The sequence below is a fragment of the Myroides marinus genome, assembly GCF_900109075.1.
GTDB classification, from domain to species: domain Bacteria; phylum Bacteroidota; class Bacteroidia; order Flavobacteriales; family Flavobacteriaceae; genus Flavobacterium; species Flavobacterium marinum_A.
The window spans coordinates 1-1,574 of the sequence record NZ_FNYS01000052.1; the positions used below are offsets into that span (position 1 = coordinate 1).

General features: G+C 30.6%; 1 protein-coding gene. It reads left to right on the forward strand.

The features are described 5' to 3' along the window. Positions 1 to 113: 113 nt before the first annotated feature. The gene (locus tag BMX53_RS18870) at positions 114 to 1,547 is read left to right on the forward strand and encodes an IS4 family transposase (protein WP_074748533.1); all 1,434 of its coding nucleotides are present in this window, start codon (positions 114 to 116) and stop codon (positions 1,545 to 1,547) included. Positions 1,548 to 1,574: the final 27 nt, after the last annotated feature.

Below are 1,574 nucleotides of genomic sequence, written 5' to 3' on the forward strand. Positions count from 1 at the left end.
CTGAAGTTTCGCACCCAAAACTGGGGCTTATAGAAGTGAAAAAATAGCATGTAAACCAAGGTAATCCCTTGGTTTTATTGTATCTTTAAGTTACGACACACAAAGTACAAAACATGCTACAATACGAAGATATTACTAAAGTTCAAGAAATAAAAGGAAAGTTCAAAAAGGTTTGGTTGAGTTCTGAATATTTAAATTCACATTTAAACATATTAGGCTTTAATAAGATAACAAAACAGTTTGATTGGTGTAAAAAATCGGGTTATACATTTAAGGACTTAATTTCCATACTTTTAATACTTCCCATTATCGGTATTAGTTCTGTGTTTTCTTTATCTAAGAATAAAGACGCTGATATAAATAACTGTGGTAAAGATTCTTACTACCGTCTATTGTCGAATCAAAACATTGACTGGAGATCATTCTTATATCAGTTTGTCATGCAATATTTACTTAAAGAAGAACTTTTTACACCTGAAAAAGATGCTACAAAATGCTTGATTTTTGATGATTCTGACCTTGCTAAAACAGGTAAAACAATTGAAGGTGTTTCAAAAATATACAATCATGTATCAAAGAGTTTCTACTTGGGATACAAGATTTTAGTAGCAGGATATTGGAATGGTAGCGTATTTATTCCAGTAGATTTTAGTTTACACCGTGAAAGCAAAAAGTCAAAACTGAAATATGGTTTAACTGCAAAACAACGTCAAGCTCAAAAAAAGACTCCTCGATGCTCGAAAACCGTTGCTGCAAAAAGATATTTAGAACTCAACAAAAAGAAGACAGATGTATTAGTACAAATGTTTTCAAGAGTGATAAAGCGCAAAATAACAGTGGATTATATTTTGACAGACACTTGGTTTACAAGTATAAGTCTACTCAAAAAACTACGTAGTATCTGTGGGAAAACTCATATTATTGGTATGTATAAATACAATAGCAAGATTGAAGTTCAGTCGAGGATTAAAACGATTTCACAGCTTAAAAAACAAGACAAAAAACCAAAAAGATGCCGTAAATTCAACTATTATTATCACTCTTATGTAACTAATATTGAAGGACTTGATGTTGAAGTATTTATTTCAAGACGTGGCATTAATGGCAAATGGCATACATTAATAACTACAGATACATCATTAAAATTCGTCAAAGTAATAGAAATATATAGTATCCGATGGTCGATAGAAGTATTCTTCAAAGAAGCTAAACAGCTCTTAGGACTTGGTAAAGCTCAATCGACAAACTTTGATATTCAGATAGCGCAAACAACTATTGTGTTTATACAGTATTTACTCATAAGTATCCGTTATAGAATGGAAGCTTATGAAACTATTGGAGGTCTATTTAAAGACCTCAAGCAAGATTATATTGAAAACAAATTGAACGTTAGATTATTAGCTGTAGTAGCCTTAATACTTGATGTTTTGGAAAAACTAGTAGAGTCTATTGATATTCATGATATTACAACTAAAATAATTGATAATATTGAATCTTTTGGACTTTTATCCAATAATTATCACTTTAAATATCAGGCTACTACGTGAAAGTAAATTGGTGCGAAACTTGAGTTA